Origin of the sequence: Oricola indica (assembly GCF_965227485.1) — a bacterium.
GTDB classification, from domain to species: Bacteria; Pseudomonadota; Alphaproteobacteria; order Rhizobiales; family Rhizobiaceae; genus Oricola; species Oricola indica.
Map to the genome: position 1 here is coordinate 3,969,048 of NZ_OZ245747.1, position 14,820 is coordinate 3,983,867.

Below are 14,820 nucleotides of genomic sequence, written 5' to 3' on the forward strand. Positions count from 1 at the left end.
ATTCTTTCAGGGACGGATGGCATGGCCGGACATTGATGATACAAACCGGCCATGACCACCCGTCTCTATTCGCACGACATCTTTCTCGATCACCTCACGCCCCCCGGCCATCCGGAACGACCGGACCGGATCAGGGCGGTCGCGGAAGCCCTTGGGCTGGAGTTCTTTGATTCGCTGGACCGGGTCGATGCGCCCCGCGGCGATGCGGAGACCATTCGCTACGCCCATCCCGAAGACTACGTCACCCGCGTGATGGCGCAGATTCCCGAAGAGGGTATTGCGCGCATCGATGCCGACACCTGCGTCAGCCCGAAAAGCTACGAGGTCGCGCTGCATGCCCTCGGCGCGGCGAACGCCGCTGTTGACGACGTGTTCGCGCAGGCAGTGTCGAATGTCTTTGTCGCGGCGAGGCCGCCCGGCCACCATGCCGAAAAGAACACCGCCATGGGGTTCTGCCTGTTCAACACGGCAGCCATCGCAGCGCGTCACGCGCAGAGGCAACACGGCGCCGAGCGTGTCGCGATCGTCGACTGGGACGTCCATCACGGCAATGGCACGCAGGACATCTTCTGGGACGACGCCTCCGTGCTCTATTGCTCGACCCACCAGATGCCGCTCTATCCGGGTACGGGCGCAAAGGGCGAGACGGGCGAGCATGGCACGATCTGCAATGCGCCGCTTCGTCCGCAGGATACCGGCGACCAGTTCCGCGCCGCGTTCAAGGAGCGCGTGCTGACCGCGCTGGACGATTTCCAACCCGACCTGATCATCATTTCCGCCGGCTTCGATGCGCACCACCGCGATCCACTGGCCGAGATCAATCTGGTTGAGGACGATTTCGATTGGGCGACCGGCAAGCTGATGGATGCCGCCGGACGCCATTGCAACGACCGTCTCGTCAGCCTGCTGGAGGGCGGTTACGATCTGAAGGGCCTGGCGGCATCGACCGCCGCCCATGTTTTGCGACTGATGCGAGGATAGACCATGGCGGACGCCCCGACCCACGCCGATGTGAAGGACATGAATTTCGAGACGGCGCTCCAGCAACTCGAATCCATCGTCGACCAGCTCGAACGCGGAGACGTGCCTCTCTACAAATCCATCGAGATCTACGAACGCGGCGAGGCGCTGCGCAATCGCTGCGACGAACTGCTCAAGGCCGCCGAAGCCAAGATCGAGAAGATCAAGCTCACCCGCGAGGGCAAACCGGCGGGCACCGAGCCGCTGGACGGCTGACAAGCGCTGCGCTGACGAAAGGGACCGATCAGGCCGCTTCGCCATCGGCATGAACCGACAAATGGACGCCGGTCGCCTTCTGAAGATGGCTGATGATCGCGAACAGGTTCGCCGCGGTCGGATTGCCCTTTGCGCTGAACATCTGCATCAGGTTCTTGGGCTGTTTGCCCACGTCCTGCGCGAGGTTTTCGAACCCGATCGTTGCGTTGATATAGTCGCGCAGAACCGACTTCCCGGTCTCCACGTCGCCCTCGAGCAACGCCTCGACAGCCTCCGAAAGCAGGGCCGCGCGAAATGCCTCGTCCGCCTGCGCGCGGGCTTGAACGGTTTCCTTGAAAGCGCGTGTCAGGGGCATCATCCGGCTCCTTTCTTTCGTTGCTTATAGTCCACCCAGCGTTCCTGGGCGTCCTCGATATCTTTTTGCTGCCGGCGTTTCGTCCCGCCTGCGAGAAGGATGACCAACCTGTCCCCGTCCCGGCCGAAATAGATTCGGTATCCCGGCCCCCAATTGACGCGGTATTCCATCACCCCGCCGCCAACCGTCTTCACATTGGAGAGGTTGCCGGCCTCCATGCGAACGACAGCGATCGTCACCTTCGCGGCGGCCTGTGCATCCAGTTTTCCGAACCACGCCGCAAACGGACTGTTTCCGTCCCCGTCAAGATATTCCCTGATCTCCACTGCCCTATGGTATAAATTATGATACCATCATTCAAGCCCAATCGGGCGACACTGCGTTCACCTTGATATCCACCGTCCTCAAACCATTTCCACTCTGACGAAACACCCGGAGCACCGCCATGAGCTTCTTTCCCGGAAACGACCCCGAGGCCGGCGACGCATTTGCGTGCGACGCGATTGAAACCCTGATCATACCGAAAGTGTCCGACATCGGCGGCTTCGAGGTGAAGCGCGCCCTGCCCTCGTTGAAACGAAAACTGGTCGGCCCGTTCATTTTCTTCGACCGGATGGGACCGGCCACGTTCAAGCCGGGCGAAGCCATCGACGTGCGCCCGCACCCGCATATCGGGCTGTCCACCGTCACCTATCTCTATGACGGCGCGATCCGGCACCGCGACAGTCTCGGCACCGAGATGGTCATCGCGCCGGGCGACATCAATCTGATGACGGCCGGGCGCGGCATCGTCCATTCGGAGCGTTCGCCGGAGGAGACCCGCGCGACCGGAAGGCGCATGTCCGGTCTGCAGACATGGCTGGCGCTTCCCGACGACAAGGAAGAGATCGCGCCCACTTTCGAAAACACCGCGGCCGCCGAAATGGGTATCGTCGAGGACGGCAAGGCGCATGCGCGCGTGCTGATCGGTTCGTTTCACGGCGCGTCATCGCCGGTCGCTCAGTATTCCGACACGCTCTATGTCGATATCACGCTGCCGGCCGATGGGGAGATCGAAATTCCGGCCGAGGCGGAGGAGCGCGCCATCTACGTGTCGGAGGGCGAGATCGAGATCGCCGGGGACGTATTCGCGCCGGATCAGTTGCTGGTCTTCCGGCCGGGCGACAGGATCGTCGTTCGGTCTACGCGCGGCGCGTCCTTCATGCTGTTTGGCGGCGCGTCGCTCGGCTCGCGGCGCTATATCTGGTGGAACTTCGTCTCCTCCTCGCGCGAGCGCATCGAGCAGGCTAAGGAAGAATGGAAAAGCCGCCGCTTCGACATCGTGCCGGGCGACGAAGAAGAGTATATCCCGCTGCCGGAACGGTGACGCCGGGCCACTGTCTTAACCCGCAGTTCACCCTGTCCTTTAGCTCAGGGCTTACCTTCTTTATTTTCCAAAGACTTACCGCGTTTCTTTGCGCCGAAATAACCCGCCTTCCCTAGAGTCTCCGCAGCAACGGGGAAGGTGGCTATGTACTTCAATGACACGCTGAAAACAGCGGTCGTGTTCGCTTTTCTGGGAGCCGCGACAATCGCGGTCCCGGTCACGGGGGCAAACGCTGAACCGCAATTCGACAAGAAACTGGCCAAGGTGCTCGCCGACAAGGCAGCGGCGATGCTCGGCGATTTGCGCGGCGGATACACGCTTGAGGACGGAGCCGGACTGGCGCCTGAGGAAGAAGAGGCGGGCTGGTTTAACCAGCGCACGCCCGACGACAGCGCCATGCTGATCGCACCCTATGTCGACCGAACGACGACGAGTTCGATCGAGTCCGATGCCTGGCTGTTGCCGCGCACGGACATCCGTGTCGTCTATACCGGCTGACGCAATCCATTGACCTTGCGTGCATGATTGTCATTGCCAACGCGCGCGTCGCGCGGCAATGACATGATCATGACCTCTCAGGATAATTCGCAACGCGCCCGTCTCGACCAGTTGCTGGTGGATACAGGCGCGTTCGCATCGCGCTCTCGTGCGAGAGACGCGATCCTTCGCGGCGCGGTCCGCATCGCCGGACAGGCAGCCTCCAAACCGGGCCAGATGGTTTCGTCGGACAGCCCGATCGATATCGACGATCCGGCGCGGAACTACGTCTCGCGGGCGGCGCTGAAGCTGAAAGCCGCGCTGGAGCATTTCAACCTCTCGCCAAAAGGCCGGACGGCTCTGGATATCGGCGCGTCGACCGGGGGCTTCACGCAGGTCCTGCTGGAAGAAGGCGCGACGCATGTCATCGCCGTCGATGTCGGCCATGGCCAGATGGATGCCGGCCTCGCCGCAGACCCGCGCGTCACGAATATCGAGGGCCTCAACGCCCGCGATCTCGATCTCGTCCATTTGCAGGGCGAACATCCTCAGTTCATCGTTTCCGATGTGAGCTTCATCTCGCTGAAGCTTGCCTTGCCTTCGGCGCTTGCACTTGCCGCGCCGGGCGCGGAAGCGGTGCTGCTGGTCAAGCCGCAGTTCGAGGTCGGACGCGCGAGAATCGGCAAGGGCGGGCTTGTTTCGCGAGAGGATGCCGAGAGTTGCTCCCGCGATCTCGCCCAGTGGCTGTCTGAACAGCCGGGCTGGCGCGTTCTGGGTCTCCATCCCTCCCCGATTTCAGGCGGCGACGGAAATGCCGAATTCCTCCTCGCGGGGAGGAAAGCATGAGCCGGACCGCAACCTTGACGATCGACGAACTCGGTCTGCGCGGCGACGGTATCGCCAAGACAGACACCGGACAGATTTTCGTGCCCTATTCGCTTCCCGGCGAAACCGTGACCGCGATCGCGGATGGCAAGCGCGCCGCGCTTCTCTCCGTCCGGACCCCTTCCCCCGACCGGATAGAACCCGTCTGCGCGCATTTCGAGACGTGCGGCGGCTGTTCTCTCCAGCACCTGAGCGAGGAAGCCTACCGTGTCTGGAAAGCCGGCCTACTCGAAAAGGCGCTTTCCGCACACGGTATCGATACGACGAAGATCAAGCCCGCCCAGTTCTGCACCCCGCATACAAGGCGGCGCGCGGTGTTCTCCGCGATCAGAACCGAAAAGGGTGTCCTGCTCGGCTTTCAGCAGGCTGCCAGCAACCATGTCGTCGATCTGGACGAATGCCATGTCGTCACGCCGGAGATATTCGGCGCGCGCTCGGCCATGAAGGATCTGCTTGCAGCCTTTCTGCCAACCGCGAAAACCGTGCATGTGACCGTCAACCAGACACTTGCCGGCCTCGATCTCGCCGTGGATGGAAAGATCGAACCGGGGGACGCCGAAAAGCGCGCGGCGGCCGACAAGCTTCGCGCGCTCGGTTTTGCCCGGCTGACCGTCAACGGGGAAGTGATCCTTGCGCCGAGACGACCGGTGGTCGAGTTCGGCGATGTTGTCGTCGCACCGCCGCCGGGCGCGTTCCTGCAAGCCGTCCCCGCGATGGAGGAGGCCATGGCGGGCCTTGTCACCGCGCATATGGCCAAGTGCAAGCGGGTCGCCGACCTCTATGCAGGCTGCGGCACCTTCGCATTGCGGCTTGCCAAGGGCTCGACCGTGCATGCGGTGGAAGGCGACGGCCCGGCACTTGCCGCGCTCGACCGGGCGTTTCGCGACAATCCCGACAAGCGGCTGAAGCCCGTGACGACCGAGCGGCGCGACCTCGTGCGTCGGCCGATGACCGCGCACGATCTCAGGATTTTCGACGGCGTCGTCTTCGATCCTCCGCGCGCGGGCGCCGAAGCGCAGGCACGCGAGATCGCGGCATCGACCGTTCGCCGCGTGGCCGCAATATCCTGCAATCCCGAGACTTTAGCCCGCGATCTTTCGATTCTGATTCAGGCAGGTTTCAAGTTGAAATCGGTGACGCCGATCGACCAGTTCATCTGGACGCCACACCTCGAAGCCGTCGCATTGCTCGAACGCACGGGCGGAAAGAAGCGTCACTGGTCGGACATGTAGGCCGGTCTATTTCTTGCGCGCCATGAACGCCATGAAGGCTTCGCGCGCCTCGTCCGATTTCAGCCTCTGCAAAAAGAGTTCGCCTTCCTCGCGGATGCGATCGAGCACGGGCTCACGCGGCCCCTTGACCAGTTTCTTGGCCAGCTGGAGTGCCTCCGGCGGTTTGGCGGCGAATGCCTCGGCGGCCGCGATGACCTCCGCCTCGAGCGCTTCCGGCTCGGCGATCTTCCAGATCAGTCCGGCATCGAGCGCCTGTTCGGCGGAGAATCCCTCGCCCATCGCAAGCAGCGCAAAAGCGCGTTGATGGCCCATGATCTGCGGCGCAATCAGGCTGGATGCGGCTTCCGGCACGAGGCCAAGATCCGTGAATGGCGTTTTGAACAACGAGCCGGGCGTCGCGAAGGTCATGTCGCAATGCAGGTGGATCGTCGTGCCGATGCCGATGGCCAAGCCATCCACACCCGACACGATCGGCTTCCGCGCGCTGGCGAGCGCGACCAGGAAGTCGAACACATCCTTGCCGTGGTCTCCGCCGGTGGCGACCGCCAGGAAATCCTGCATGTCGTTGCCGGATGAGAACGCGCCGGGCGCGCCGAGAAAAACATGCACGCGCACGTCGTCGTCGGCATCTCCGGCACGCAGGGCGGAGGCCATCCGGTCATACATGGCGCGCGTGATCGCGTTCTTCTTGTCCGGACGGTTCAGCCGGACAAGCTGAATGGCGCCACGGCGCTCGACGATAATATGGTCGGACATGCTGGCCTCCTCAGGCGATCAGGAATTTGCCGGCGGCAGCCAGGCTGTCTGAGCCCGCTTCGACGGTCATGCGCAGCCCGGCCGTCTCGCCGGCCAGGTTTTCGGCAAAGAACCGGCACAGTGCAGCCCGTTCCTCGTTTTCGCCGTCAGTCAGCGCGGAAGTGGCGAGATAGACACCGCCCGCGGCCAGTCCGAACAAGCGGAGATAGGGTGTCGCTCCGGCCAGCGCACCGGCCATGTCACCGTCTTTCAACATTCGACCGAGCGCATACGTCGCAGCGCGAAGGTCCGCTACCGACGCTTTCAGCCGTTCCGCAGACTGACCGAATGCCGGATTGTTGGACGCGGCGAGATCGGCCAGCACCGCATCGAGTTCATCGAAATATGAATTCACGCAGGCACCGTCTGACTGCGGCAGCTTGCGCGTGACGAGGTCGATCGCCTGGATACCGTTGGTTCCCTCGTAGATCTGGGCGATACGCGCGTCGCGCATGTAGATCGCCGCGCCCGTCTCCTCGATATAGCCCATTCCGCCATGCACCTGCACGCCGATCGAGGCCACCTGAGAGCCGATATCGGTCGAGAACGCCTTTGCGACAGGGGTCAGCAGGCTCGCCCTCTCGTGCCAGGCGCGCGCCTCGTCGCCAGCATGGACTCGCGCCATGTCGATCGCATGCGCGCAGGCGAGGCAGATCGATCGCGCCATCTGCGTCAGTGCGCCCATGGTCAGGAGGTCGCGCTGGATATCGGGATGGAGAACGATCGGACTCATGCCATCGCCGGTCCAGCCCGGCGCGCGCCCCTGGCGGCGTTCGTTGGCATATTCCAAGGCCTTCTGTCGCGCCGCTTCCGCGACGGCCACACCCTCGACACCAACGGCCAGGCGGGCGTTGTTCATCATCGTGAACATGCAATTGAGGCCGCGATTTTCCTCGCCGACCAGCCAGCCGATCGCGCCGGGTTCGTCGCCGAACTTGCCGTCTCCGTAAATCATGGTGCAGGTCGGCGAAACATGGATGCCGAGCTTGTGTTCGATGGCGTTGCACCAGACATCGTTGCGCGCGCCGAGCGACCCGTCCTCATTGACGAGAAATTTCGGCACCAGAAACAACGAGATGCCGCGCGTTCCGGCAGGCGCGCCCGGCAGACGGGCAAGCACCAGATGGACGATGTTGTCCGTCATGTCGTGTTCGCCGTAGGTGATGAAGATCTTCTGTCCGAAAATCCGGTAGGTGCCGTCGCCGACGGGTTCCGCGCGGCTGCGAAGGGCGCCGACATCGGAGCCGGCCTGCGGCTCGGTCAGGTTCATCGTCCCGGTCCACTCGCCCAACACGAGTTTCGGAAGATACTTCGCTTTCAACGCGTCGGTCGCATGCGCCTCGAGCGCCTCGATCGCGCCCATCGTCAGGGTCGATGCCAGTCCGAATCCCATCGACCCGGAATTCCACATTTCCGCGACCGCCATGGCGAGCATCGTCGGCAAATTCTGGCCGCCATATTCGGCATCGGCGGCAAGGCTGTTCCAGCCGCCCGCCGTCCAGCTGCGAAAGAGATCGACATAGCCATCGGGCATGGTCACGACCCCATCGGCGCAGCGTGCGCCCTGCCGGTCGCCCGGGATGTGCAACGGCGCGATTTCCTCCGTCGCGAAACGGCCCGCTTCCTCAAGGATCGCATCGACGAGATCCTCGCTCAGATCGCCGAAGCGGCCATCGGCAAGCGCGGCCGAAAGGCCCGCGACCGATTTCAACGTGTGGGCAATTTCGCTGACTGGGGCTTTGTACATGAATCCCTCCCGAACGACTCGCGGCAACGACCGGCTTCCAACCGATGCAGGCAGCGCTAAATTCTTTTTACGTAAACGTCAATATTTCACGTTCACGTCAACAAGCATGATATTCCCGGAAGCCATGTTGCACGCGCCGACGGCGTACATACATAGTTGATGAAGCGAAACCAGCGAGTATTTATTCCGTGGCATCCGATCTCAAACGTCTCCTCCCGAAACGCTTCCGTCGCGAAGGACCCGTCATCCCGGTTGTGCGGCTCCACGGCATGATCGCCGCCGGCAGTTCGCCGATGGCGCAGCGCATCTCGCTGGCCACCACGGCCACGATGATCGAAAAGGCATTTGACGACAAGCGCGCGCCCGCAGTCGCCTTCAGCGTCAACTCGCCCGGCGGATCGCCCGCCCAGTCGCGGTTGATCTTCAAACGCATTCGCGACCTCACGGAAGAAAAGAACAAACGCGTTCTTGTCTTCACCGAAGACGTAGCGGCGTCCGGCGGGTACATGATCGCAGTTGCCGGCGACGAGATCATTGCGGACCCCTCCTCCGTCATCGGCTCGATCGGCGTGATTTCCGCCGGGTTCGGTTTTGTCGATGCGATCGGCAAGCTCGGAATCGAGCGCCGGGTTCACACCGCCGGCCAGAACAAGTCCATCCTCGACCCGTTCCAGCCGGAGAAGGAAGAGGACGTGGAGCGGCTGAAAGCGCTGCAACTCGACATTCACAAGGTTTTCATCGACCTGGTGAAGGCGCGGCGCGGCGACAAGCTGGCCGATAATCCCGACCTCTTCACCGGCGCATTCTGGACGGGCGAAAAAGCCAGGGAACTGGGACTGGTCGATCACATCGGCGACATGCGTTCCTTCCTGAAGGCGCGCTTCGGCGACAAGACGGAGTTGCGCCTTGTCCAACCGCAGCGCAATCTGTTCGGACGCAGGCAGGCGGCCGGTGTCATTTCCGGTCTTGCCGGCATCGACGCCGAGACGCTTTCGGCGTCGGCCGCCAACGGCCTCGCCGGGGCGTTCGAAGAGCGCGCCCTGTGGGCGCGATACGGATTGTAGGCAACACCCGGCAGGGGGAGAACGAAATGCCGCAATTGCTGTTCATAGCCGCCGTCGCAGCGGTCGGGGTCATCGGTTACCGCGCCTTTGTGAAAGAGGCCGAGAAAGTTTCTGCGCGGGTGCGCCGCGCCGAGAAAGAGCAGGAAACCGGAGCCGTCGGAACGCTTGTCGAAGACCGGGAGACCGGCGAATACCGGGTCGTGAAACCGGACGAATAAAAAAGGGCGGCCCAAAGACCGCCCTTTCCGTTTCCACCGGCGTTGCGATCAGCGCATGATCGCCGGGTTCGGGCAGTAGTAGACCTCGTTGGTCGGCAGCAGCACATAGCAGTCCCGCACGGCGACCTTTTGTCCACCGACCATCTTGTAGGTCAGTTCACACGAGCAATCATCCTTCGATGAGGCCACGCGTCTCGGCGGCGTCCAGGGCGTGCAGTCGATCGCCGCGACGCTGGCTGTACCAGGCCGGCACGGAGGCAATTTCTGTTGTTGCGGGCCCTTGTCGCTGATCGAGTTGCCGGGCTCCTTTTCGGTCTTCTGTTGCAATTGCTGGGCCTCTGCCGAGGACAGGCCGGCAGCGACTTCCGCACCGATCGTGGTAACGGCGAGGCCGGGAATGAGAATGGCCAGTGCAAGCGTTTTGCGGATATTCAATGCGATGGTCATGACGTTTTCCTTTCGGTTCAAGTTTCAGCCCCGAACTTCCGGTCGGCGTCCCGTCAAAGCGGAACCACGGCTGCCTGAAAGTTGACCTGATCTTGCGGTTTTCCGGTTGGAGCTTCTGTGCGACTGCGCACAGGACCGGACATTCCGCCGCTCTTGACCGCTGGTGACCGTCATGCAACGGAAGCGCCGACCCGTCAGAAGGCCAAATCAATGACCGCGCACACCACTATCGACACGCTACATCCCACCCGCTCGTTCCAGGGTCTGATCCTGACCCTGCACAACTACTGGGCGTCGCATGGTTGCGTCGTGTTGCAGCCTTACGACATGGAGGTCGGCGCAGGCACATTCCATCCGGCGACGACGTTGCGCTCGCTCGGCCCGAAATCGTGGAAAGCGGCCTATGTGCAGCCGTCGCGACGGCCGACGGACGGCCGCTATGGCGAAAACCCGAACCGGCTGCAGCACTATTACCAGTACCAGGTCATCCTGAAGCCCTCGCCGCCGGACCTTCAGGATCTTTATCTCGGATCACTGAAAGCGATCGGGCTCGATCCGCTGCTGCATGACATCCGTTTCGTCGAGGACGACTGGGAAAGCCCGACGCTCGGCGCGTGGGGGCTGGGCTGGGAGTGCTGGTGCGACGGGATGGAGGTCTCGCAGTTCACCTATTTCCAGCAGGTCTGCGGCATCGAATGCGCGCCGGTATCGGGCGAACTGACCTACGGACTGGAGCGGCTGGCGATGTATGTGCAAGGCGTCGACAATGTCTACGACCTGAACTTCAACGGCCAGGAAGGCGAAGACAAGATCACCTATGGCGACGTCTTCCTGCAGGCCGAACAGGAATATTCGCGGCACAATTTCGAATATGCCGATACGGCGATGTTGCTGAAGCACTTCGAAGACGCCGAGAAGGAATGCGAAGCGCTGCTCAAGGCAGGCGCGCCGGATGGCGATTCCAACGAACGCCTGCACACATGCGTGCTGCCGGCCTATGACCAGTGCATCAAGGCGTCCCACGTCTTCAACCTGCTTGACGCGCGCGGCGTGATCTCCGTGACGGAGCGGCAGAGCTACATCCTCAAGGTCCGCAACCTGTCGCGCCAATGCGGCGAGGCTTTCCTGCTGACCGAGGCCGGCGGCGTGAACTACTCGGGCTGAGGGCTATCGGCGAGAGCCGTGAAGCCGCCCCGACCGTTTTCGTCGAGGGGCTCCACTGTCTGTGGCCTGCGCTTATCCGGCCGACTTGAACGCGGATGCGAGTTCGCCCGCCTTTTTCTGCGCGGCCAGGAACTCTGCGCTCGTATAGGCGCGCACCGTCTTGAGGTTGGACACGGTTCCCGAAGCCCCGGCCACCATCAGCGCGGGAACCAGGTTCGCGCTGTCATCGGTATCCACAAGCAGCATGAAATCGCTGTCCCCGCTCGTGATGTAGTAGCTGGTCATCTTTCCGCCGGCGGCTTCGACAAGCGAGCGCGTTGCGGCTTCTCGATCCGAGGGATTGGCGATCATCCCCTTCATTGCGGCTGCGGTATAGTTCCCGGTGATTACGAATTGCGGCATTTTCAGCCCTCCCTTTTCAATATGATTTCGTTGTCGAAAGCTCCGTTTTTCTCTTCAGACTACGGCGAAACATCATAACACCGAAAGATGCCCTTCCCTAACGGAATGTTGGATAATCGCCGGTGCGCCGGCGCGATCATCGGCGGACGGCTGTTCGTCTTGGCGAAGCTGCAAAAGGCAGGCGGGCCTCGATGTCCGGTGGAGCGGTGCGCCGGCGCAACGAACTGGCCTGAAGGCTCGTGCTCACGCTCAGGCCAAGACGAGGAAAATGCAATCCGGGCGCTGCGCGTCATGCCGGACGCCATCGACCGCGTGAAGAAACGACACAATAGATTAACAATAAAGACCTGGTTTCTCCTGTAATTCGCAAGTTGCAATTCGCCATAATGGAACCGACCTGATACAGAATGGTTTTTCTGTCGCGGGAGAAACGCATGACCGCACACGGCATCGTCCACTGGACCGAATTGAACACGCATGACGCCGACAAGGCGATGAAGTTCTACGGCGAAACACTTGGCTGGACCTTCGACGCCATGCCGATGGGCGGCGACGCGCCTTACTACCTCATCTCGTCCGAGGGCGAGACGATCGCCGGCATCTTCACCTTGACCGGCTGGAAGCTCATGATGGTTCCGGAGCACTGGTTCACCTATTTCTCGGTCGATGATGTCGATGCCCGCGTCGAGAAGGCGAAGGCGGCCGGCGGGCGGCTCATTCGCGAACCGATGAACATTCCCAACATTGGCCGCGTCGCAATCGTCAAGTCCGCGTCGGGCTCGGTTTCGGGCTGGATCACCCCCGGCTGAAATGGGGATCATTGGCCTGACGCGGCCGCAACGGCTTCATTCCGCTTACGGATTGGGCTAGGCTCCGGGCGTCCAACAGGAGACCTTCGCATGTCCAGCAGCATGATTATTCTGGCGATCGTTGTCGCCGTGGCCGGCTATGTCATGGTCACCTACAACGCGCTGGTGCGTGTCCGTCAGATGGTCCAGGAGGCATGGAGCGGCATCGACGTGCAGCTGAAACGCCGCGCCGACCTGATCCCAAATCTCGTCGAGACCGTGAAAGGCTATGCCGGCCACGAGAAGGAGACGCTTGAAAAGGTCACAGAGATGCGCACCCGCGCACAGAACGTGCCGGCGGGCGACGTGGCCGGGCGCGCCGCGGCCGAGGGCATGCTGAGCCAGGCGCTCGGCCGGCTGATGGCCGTTGCCGAAGCCTATCCCGACCTCAAGGCGAACGAGAATTTCCGCGACCTGCAAGGCACGCTGGAGACGCTGGAGAGCGAAATCCAGATGGCCCGGCGCTATTACAACGGCTCTGCGCGCGAGCTGAACGTGAAGGTCGAGAGTTTCCCGTCCAACCTGGTCGCGAACAATTTCGGTTTCGCCAAGGCGGACTATTTCGAACTGGAGGATCCGTCGGACCGCGAGACGCCCGACGTCAAGTTCAATTGACCCGCATCGAAACAACCGTACTGCGCAGCGTTCTCGCGCTGTTCGTCCTGCTTGCCTCATCCGCGATTACATTTGCCGCGGAGGAAATCCTGCTGTTTCGCAGCGACGTGGATGTCAGCCGGGACGGCGACTTTCTCGTCACCGAGACGATCAGGGTCAATGCGGAGGGCCGCAATATCCGGCGCGGCATCTATCGCGACTTTCCGGTCACCTTCGAGGACGCCAACGGCAACACGGCCCGAAACGGCTTCGAACTGATTTCGGCGACCCGCGACGGACGCGAGGAAACCACCCGGGTCGTCGAGGGCGGAACGTTCGTGCGTGTCTATCTGGGCCAGGAGGACGTTTTCCTCTCGCCCGGCGTCCACACCTACGAACTGACCTATCGGACAGACCGTCAGGTCCGTTTCTTCGACGATCACGACGAGGTCTACTGGAATGCCACCGGCACCGAGTGGATCTTCCCGATCCGAAAGGCCTTCGCGGTGATCACCTTGCCCGAGGGCGCCGATGTGAGCGAAACGGAGGTCTATACCGGCGGATACGGGTCGACCTCGCATAACGCCAGTTCGACACTTTCGGCGGGCAGCAACGCGGTAACGTTTGAAACCACGCAGCCGCTCGGCCCGCGCGAAGGGTTGACCGTCGTCGTCGCCTTTCAGAAGGGCGTTATCGCCGAACCGAGCGATGAGCAGAAATTCGCATGGTATATCCGCGACAATCTCGGCACGCTGATCGCCGTCGGCGGGCTGACGCTGGTTCTGCTCTACTATTTCTGGGCATGGGTCCGTGTCGGACGCGATCCGCCGGGTGGCGTCGTCGTGCCGCGTTGGGACCTGCCGCAGGGCGTCTCACCGGCGCTGACGCACTACATCTCGAACAAGGGCCTGAAGAAAGGCGGCTTTCCGGCCATCTCGGCCGCGGCGATCAATCTCGCGGTCCAGGGCTATCTCGTGCTGGAGGATATCGGCGAGACAATCACCATACGCCGCACGCAAAAGCCGATTGCGGGCGCGAAGTTCCCCGTCGGCGAGGCGGCGCTGCTCAACAAGATCGCGGGCTATGGCGGTTCCCTCACCGTCTCCAAGGCAACGGGCACGAAGGTTAAATCGCTCGCCTCCAAATTCAAATCCGCCATGGAGAAGGAACACCGCTCGGTGTTCTACAAGTTCAATATCGGCTGGATCGTACCGGGCGCCATCCTGTCGATCGTGACGATCATCGCCACCCTCGCCCTGGGTCGCTTGAGCGACGCGACGATCGGCTTCGCCATTCCGGCCGGCATCATCGGCATCGTCTTCACCATCCTGGCGATCAATCTCGGAAAACGCGCCCGTTCCGGTTTCGGCGGCAAGCTGCAGCTCGTCATGATGCTGTTCTTCGTCGGCGCCTTCGTCGTCAATTCCGGCCTGTTCACCGCATCCGGTCTCATCGATGTGCTCGACAAGCCGCTTCTTGTCGGCGCGCTCGCGACACTGGTCATGCTCAACGTGCTGTTCTTCTTCCTGATGGGCGCGCCGACGAAGCTCGGTGCACAGCGGTCCGACGAGATAGAGGGGCTGAAGCGGTACCTGACCGTTGCCGAGAAGGACCGAATGAACATGGCCGGCGCGCCGAAAATGTCGCCGCAGCACTATGAGAAGCTGCTGCCCTACGCCGTCGCGCTCGATGTCGAGGATCAGTGGTCGAAGGCATTCCAGACATGGCTGGCAACCGCCGTGGCCGCCGGTGCGGCGGCAGCCGTCGCCTATCACGGGCCCGGCTGGTATCGCGGCAGCGGCCCGTTCGACACCGGTCGCGTCGGCGACACGCTGGGCGGCCTCGCTGGCTCCATGTCGGACAGCTTCACCGCCTCGCTTCCGCAGCCGAAATCCTCGTCGTCGGGCTTTTCTGGCGGTGGCGGCTTTTCCGGCGGCGGCGGCGGCGGTGGCGGCGGAGGCGGCTGGTAGGCCGCAAATGCGCTTGACCG

Annotated in this window: 18 protein-coding genes; 12 read left to right on the forward strand and 6 right to left on the reverse strand. The window is 62.4% G+C overall.

Translation table 11 applies throughout. The annotated features are described in order from the left end of the window. Positions 1-51: 51 nt before the first annotated feature. Complete coding sequence (locus tag ACQK2M_RS19770) at positions 52-981, forward strand: histone deacetylase family protein (protein ID WP_425419206.1); 930 nt, start codon at positions 52-54, stop codon at positions 979-981. Positions 982-984: 3 nt separating this feature from the next. After that, positions 985-1,236: an exodeoxyribonuclease VII small subunit gene (locus tag ACQK2M_RS19775; RefSeq protein WP_425419207.1), complete on the forward strand. Its 252-nt coding sequence runs from the start codon at positions 985-987 to the stop codon at positions 1,234-1,236. A gap of 28 nt (positions 1,237-1,264) precedes the next feature. Here the strand turns inward: ACQK2M_RS19775 and ACQK2M_RS19780 are convergent, their stop codons facing one another. Together ACQK2M_RS19780 and ACQK2M_RS19785 are read right to left on the reverse strand one after the other, a co-directional pair. Continuing rightward, positions 1,265-1,591 carry a DNA-binding protein gene (locus tag ACQK2M_RS19780; RefSeq protein WP_425419208.1) on the reverse strand — a complete coding sequence of 109 codons (327 nt, stop codon included), beginning with the start codon at positions 1,589-1,591 and terminating at the stop codon, positions 1,265-1,267. Beyond that, a complete protein-coding gene (locus ACQK2M_RS19785) occupies positions 1,591-1,917 on the reverse strand; it encodes a type II toxin-antitoxin system RelE/ParE family toxin (RefSeq protein ID WP_425419209.1) in 327 nt (108 codons plus the stop codon). The genes ACQK2M_RS19780 and ACQK2M_RS19785 overlap by 1 nt, the downstream gene beginning before the upstream one ends. 119 nt (positions 1,918-2,036) lie before the next feature. Between ACQK2M_RS19785 and ACQK2M_RS19790 the strand changes: the two genes are divergently transcribed. The 4 genes from ACQK2M_RS19790 (at position 2,037) to ACQK2M_RS19805 (ending at position 5,551) form a co-directional block, all read left to right on the forward strand. Then, the gene (locus ACQK2M_RS19790) at positions 2,037-2,957 is read left to right on the forward strand and encodes a pirin family protein (protein WP_425419210.1); all 921 of its coding nucleotides are present in this window, start codon (positions 2,037-2,039) and stop codon (positions 2,955-2,957) included. Positions 2,958-3,101: 144 nt separating this feature from the next. Next, a complete protein-coding gene (locus ACQK2M_RS19795; RefSeq protein ID WP_425419211.1) occupies positions 3,102-3,455 on the forward strand; it encodes a hypothetical protein in 354 nt (117 codons plus the stop codon). A gap of 69 nt (positions 3,456-3,524) precedes the next feature. Beyond that, positions 3,525-4,280: a TlyA family RNA methyltransferase gene (locus ACQK2M_RS19800; protein ID WP_425419212.1), complete on the forward strand. Its 756-nt coding sequence runs from the start codon at positions 3,525-3,527 to the stop codon at positions 4,278-4,280. Then, the gene (locus ACQK2M_RS19805) at positions 4,277-5,551 is read left to right on the forward strand and encodes a class I SAM-dependent RNA methyltransferase (protein WP_425419213.1); all 1,275 of its coding nucleotides are present in this window, start codon (positions 4,277-4,279) and stop codon (positions 5,549-5,551) included. Before ACQK2M_RS19800 ends, ACQK2M_RS19805 begins: the two co-directional genes overlap by 4 nt. 6 nt (positions 5,552-5,557) lie before the next feature. Here ACQK2M_RS19805 and ACQK2M_RS19810 read toward each other — a convergent pair whose 3' ends face one another. Both ACQK2M_RS19810 and ACQK2M_RS19815 read right to left on the reverse strand, forming a co-directional pair. After that, on the reverse strand, positions 5,558-6,307 hold the full coding sequence (locus tag ACQK2M_RS19810; RefSeq protein ID WP_425419214.1) for a crotonase/enoyl-CoA hydratase family protein: 750 nt from the start codon (positions 6,305-6,307) through the stop codon (positions 5,558-5,560). A 10-nt stretch (positions 6,308-6,317) separates the two neighbouring features. Then, the gene (locus tag ACQK2M_RS19815; RefSeq protein WP_425419215.1) at positions 6,318-8,093 is read right to left on the reverse strand and encodes an acyl-CoA dehydrogenase; all 1,776 of its coding nucleotides are present in this window, start codon (positions 8,091-8,093) and stop codon (positions 6,318-6,320) included. A 188-nt stretch (positions 8,094-8,281) separates the two neighbouring features. Between ACQK2M_RS19815 and ACQK2M_RS19820 the strand changes: the two genes are divergently transcribed. Continuing rightward, positions 8,282-9,157, forward strand: a complete 876-nt coding sequence (locus ACQK2M_RS19820; protein ID WP_425419216.1) for a S49 family peptidase — start codon at positions 8,282-8,284, stop codon at positions 9,155-9,157. Positions 9,158-9,183: 26 nt separating this feature from the next. Then, entirely contained in the window at positions 9,184-9,375 is a 192-nt protein-coding gene (locus tag ACQK2M_RS19825; RefSeq protein ID WP_223478435.1) for a hypothetical protein, read from the forward strand. A gap of 48 nt (positions 9,376-9,423) precedes the next feature. On the opposite strand, the gene ACQK2M_RS19830 is transcribed toward ACQK2M_RS19825, so the two are convergent. Next, positions 9,424-9,822 (reverse strand): hypothetical protein, encoded by a 399-nt coding sequence (locus tag ACQK2M_RS19830; RefSeq protein WP_425419217.1) that lies wholly within the window; start codon positions 9,820-9,822, stop codon positions 9,424-9,426. A 210-nt stretch (positions 9,823-10,032) separates the two neighbouring features. On the opposite strand from ACQK2M_RS19830, the gene ACQK2M_RS19835 reads away from it, so the two are divergent. After that, the gene (locus tag ACQK2M_RS19835) at positions 10,033-10,986 is read left to right on the forward strand and encodes a glycine--tRNA ligase subunit alpha (RefSeq protein ID WP_425419218.1); all 954 of its coding nucleotides are present in this window, start codon (positions 10,033-10,035) and stop codon (positions 10,984-10,986) included. A gap of 72 nt (positions 10,987-11,058) precedes the next feature. Here the strand turns inward: ACQK2M_RS19835 and ACQK2M_RS19840 are convergent, their stop codons facing one another. Next, positions 11,059-11,388, reverse strand: coding sequence for a GYD domain-containing protein (locus ACQK2M_RS19840; RefSeq protein WP_425419219.1), 330 nt, complete (start codon positions 11,386-11,388; stop codon positions 11,059-11,061). 434 nt (positions 11,389-11,822) lie between these two features. Between ACQK2M_RS19840 and ACQK2M_RS19845 the strand changes: the two genes are divergently transcribed. The 3 genes from ACQK2M_RS19845 (at position 11,823) to ACQK2M_RS19855 (ending at position 14,800) form a co-directional block, all read left to right on the forward strand. Then, a complete protein-coding gene (locus tag ACQK2M_RS19845; RefSeq protein WP_223478440.1) occupies positions 11,823-12,197 on the forward strand; it encodes a VOC family protein in 375 nt (124 codons plus the stop codon). Positions 12,198-12,299: 102 nt separating this feature from the next. Then, positions 12,300-12,851, forward strand: a complete 552-nt coding sequence (locus tag ACQK2M_RS19850) for a LemA family protein (protein WP_425420096.1) — start codon at positions 12,300-12,302, stop codon at positions 12,849-12,851. Then, on the forward strand, positions 12,848-14,800 hold the full coding sequence (locus ACQK2M_RS19855) for a DUF2207 domain-containing protein (protein ID WP_425419220.1): 1,953 nt from the start codon (positions 12,848-12,850) through the stop codon (positions 14,798-14,800). Before ACQK2M_RS19850 ends, ACQK2M_RS19855 begins: the two co-directional genes overlap by 4 nt. Positions 14,801-14,820 lie beyond the last annotated feature (20 nt).